The organism is Microcystis sp. M53603_WE2 (genome assembly GCF_030065435.1).
The window spans coordinates 1-3,723 of record NZ_JASJFF010000975.1 but is presented as its reverse complement, the minus strand read 5'-3'; the positions used below and the strand labels follow the sequence as shown (position 1 = coordinate 3,723).

The 3,723-nt window shown below is 39.8% G+C and carries 4 protein-coding genes; all 4 read left to right on the top strand.

Annotation, left to right across the window (positions count from 1 at the left end; genetic code table 11):
* Positions 1 to 149 (top strand): DUF2256 domain-containing protein (locus tag PX481_RS20590; RefSeq protein ID WP_288095723.1); only part of this gene is annotated, 149 nt, incomplete at its 5' end.
* 169 nt (positions 150 to 318) lie between these two features.
* Entirely contained in the window at positions 319 to 1,467 is a 1,149-nt protein-coding gene (locus PX481_RS20585) for a glycosyltransferase family 4 protein (protein WP_147072712.1), read from the top strand.
* Positions 1,468 to 1,476: 9 nt separating this feature from the next.
* Positions 1,477 to 2,811 carry a TrkH family potassium uptake protein gene (locus PX481_RS20580; RefSeq protein WP_002758562.1) on the top strand — a complete coding sequence of 445 codons (1,335 nt, stop codon included), beginning with the start codon at positions 1,477 to 1,479 and terminating at the stop codon, positions 2,809 to 2,811.
* 88 nt (positions 2,812 to 2,899) lie between these two features.
* Positions 2,900 to 3,589, top strand: a complete 690-nt coding sequence (locus PX481_RS20575; RefSeq protein WP_079210125.1) for a potassium channel family protein — start codon at positions 2,900 to 2,902, stop codon at positions 3,587 to 3,589.
* The last annotated feature ends 134 nt before the right edge of the window (positions 3,590 to 3,723 follow it).

Here is a 3,723-nt window from a genome sequence, read left to right as displayed (position 1 = left end):
GTCAGCCCTCGAAGTCCGATCTTCCCAGTAAAATTTGTCCTGTTTGCGGTTTATCCTTTACTTGGCGCAAAAAGTGGCAAAACTGTTGGCATGAGGTCAAATACTGTTCAGAACGTTGTCGTCGTCGCAAGTCCTCGGCGAATCAGTAAAAAGCCGAGAATTTTAACTATCAAATAGGCACTCTTGCAAAAGGCAATTTTTAGCTGAGGACTTAGATGGGTGATTAATTTTGCTTAGGTACTCTATTAGCTTTTAATTTTACGGCTAATTTAGTAAGCTGATATTTGGCTAAATTAACTTTTTCTTAAGAGAATCTCAATGCACATTGCCTGGTTAGGAAAAAAATCTCCTTTTTGCGGTAACGTTACCTATGGGCGAGAAGTGACTAATTCCCTGCTCGATCGAGATTATCAAGTCAGTTTTCTGCATTTTTCTTCCGAAAAACCCACTGTCAGCGATTGGCCCGACTTTTACGACGAAATCACCCTGCCACGTCTCTATAGTTCCCAAGTCTATACTATTCCCACCCTGAAATCGAGTCGGGTTCTACAGGATAAGCTCAGGGAACTGAAACCCGATCTAGTTCATGCGTCCTTACCCCTGTCTCCCCTCGATTTTCTGCTACCGGAAATTTGTGAGTCTTTAGATTTGCCTCTGGTGGCGACTTTTCACCCGGCTTTTGATAGTAAAATTCGCAATCTCATCTCTAGTACCCAATTATTAACCTACCAACTACACGCCCCTTTTTTAGCTAATTACGATAAAGTAATTATTTTTTCCACCTCTCAACGGGATTTTTTAGTTAAATTGGGAGTTCCCGAAGAAAAATTAGCAATTATTCCCAATGGGGTTGATGTTAATAAGTATTGTCCAGGACCCTCGAATATTAAAGCTCAATATAATGCCGATTGTTTATTTGTTTATCTCGGTCGGATCATGCCGGAGAAAAATGTAGAATCTTTATTGAAAGCTTGGAAAAAAACCAGTTTAGGTGATAGATGCAAACTGCTCATTGTGGGCGATGGTCCGTTAACTCCTTCCCTTAAACCTTTTTATGGAGAAGAAGATGGTATTATCTGGTTAGGTTTTATCGGCGATGAAAATAAACGAATTGAAATTTTGCGCGGGGTTGACGGCTTTATTTTGCCCTCATTAGTGGAAGGTTTATCGATTTCCCTCTTGGAAGCGATGGCCTGCGGTGTTGCTTGTCTGGCTACGGATGTGGGGGCCGATGGGGAAGTGTTAAAAGGTGCGGGAATAGTTCTAGATACTAAAGGACTAATTACCCAATTAAAAACTCTCTTGCCCGTATTACGAGATCATCCCGAATTAACAACAATTTTCGGACAAAAAGCCCGTCAAAGAGTTTTAGACTCTTACAGTCTCAGCAAAAATATTGATCGCTTACAGTTAGTTTATCAAGAAGTGTTAGCCAAAAAACAATCTTCTCTTAGCTACTTTCACTAAGGAATTTATATGACGATTGCCCGGACAATTTGCTTGGGATTTATTGCGGTAATTTTAGCGGGAACTTCCCTGTTGATGTTGCCTGTTTCTACCACTAGCGGCACTTGGAATGACCCAATTGTTGCCCTCTTTACCTCCACTTCTGCTGTCTGTGTTACGGGTTTAGCAGTAGTAGATACGGGGACTTATTTTTCTTTTTGGGGTCAATTATTTATTGCTTTATTAGTGCAAGTGGGAGGTTTGGGTTATATGACCACTACCACTTTTTTAATGTTATTAATTGGGCGAAAATTTGACCTGAGACAGAAGTTAGCGATTCAAGAATCCTTCGATCGACCTTTCCTACAAGGTAGTCAAAGTTTAATGAAATCAGTGATTGCTACTACTCTAGTTTTTGAGTTAACAGCAACTTTGGTTATGTTAACTGTCTTCGCCCAAAAGTATGATTTTAGATATGCAGTGTGGTTATCTTTATTTCATAGTATTAGTGCTTGGAATAATGCGGGTTTTGGCTTGTTTAAAGATAACTTGATGTCCTATCAATCCTCAATTATTATTAACTTAGCTATCACAGGATTGATCGTTTTTGGAGGTATCGGTTATCAAGTAATTATCGAGTTTTACACTTGGTTTATTTACCGCTTTCAATATAAACGAAAAGGCTTTGTTTTTTCCCTTAACTATAAAGTTGCTATCAGCACAACTATATTTTTATTAGTGATAGGAACCTTGGCTTTTTTACTTACTGAACAGGGAAATGGTGACACTTTAGCTAATTTATCACTTAAAGATAAATTGCTGGCCGCTTGGTTCCAATCGGTAACATCGAGAACAGCCGGATTTAATACCATTGATATTGGTAAAATTTCCGTAGAAGGTTTATTAATTACCATGGCTCTCATGTTTATAGGAGCCAGTCCTAGCGGTACAGGGGGAGGTATTAAAACCACAACTGTTAGGATTTTATATAATTGTACTCGCTCGGTTTTAAGAGGTCGTGAAGAAGTGACTCTTTATCAAAGACGCATTCCTATGCCGTTAATTTTAAAGTCAATGGCGGTGGTTTTTGGTTCGGTTATAGCGATTATTGTCTCCACCCTAGCCATCTCATTTGTGGAGACAGATTTTCAAATGATTCAGCTGTTTTTTGAGGTAGTTTCTGCCTTTGGAACTGTCGGCCTATCTATGGGGATAACCGCCGCTTTATCGCCGATTTCTAAGTTAATTATTGTTTTTATGATGTATCTGGGACGGGTAGGAGTTATACTTTTAATAGCGGCTATCATCGGCGATCCGAAACCAACAGTTATTAATTACCCCGAAGAAAACCTTTTAGTGGGATAATTAATATCAGTTATCAGTTATCAGTTTCTCCTGTCTCCTCACTCATTGACACTAGCATTTTAAATGCGTAACAGTTTAACTTCAAATTATGCAATCAATTAAATTTTTTAGTAGTATGCGTCCCCAAAATCGTCAATTTGCCGTCATCGGATTAGGCAGATTTGGGCGCGCCGTCTGTGAAACCTTACGCAAACAAGGTTATCAAGTGGTAGCGACAGATATTGACGAAGGATTAGTAGCACAAGCGTTATCCGATCGAATAGTAGATAATGCGATCGAGCTTGATTCTACCAAACCTAACGCCCTGCGAGAAGCGGGAATTTTTGAAACCGATACGGTGATTGTCGCTATTGGTAAATACGTGGAAGAAAGTATCATTACTACTCTCAATTGTAAGGAAGCGGGGGTTAATTTTGTCGCCGCTAAAGCCTCCACAGAAATCCATGGAAAATTACTCAAAAAAGTTGGTGCAGATTTAGTAGTTTTTCCCGAATACGATGCTGGTTGTGAGTTAGCGCACCGTTTAACTAGACCATCAATTTTAGAACGATTTGATCTCGATCCCGAACATAGTATTGTCGAGTTAAAAGTCCCGGAAGCTTTTCACGGTAAAACCCTAGCAGAGTTAGAAATTCGTAATCGTTATGGGTTAAATATTGTCGCTGTCGGTAATGCGGAAAAATTCAAGATTAACCCCAATCCCCAAGAAAGATTATACAAGGATTTAGCCATGGTGGTGATTGGTTCTAACCGAGATATTCAGCGTTTACCGATTTGACACTCCCCGCTCTAAAGAGACGGGGATTCTTGGTTCACAGAGATTACTTGCTTAGACAGAATTGCTTCTGAAAAAGTAGAGGTATTCTCTCCCCAAGCGTTTATTGGATCGAGCCCAAAGGTTCCGGTATGCCC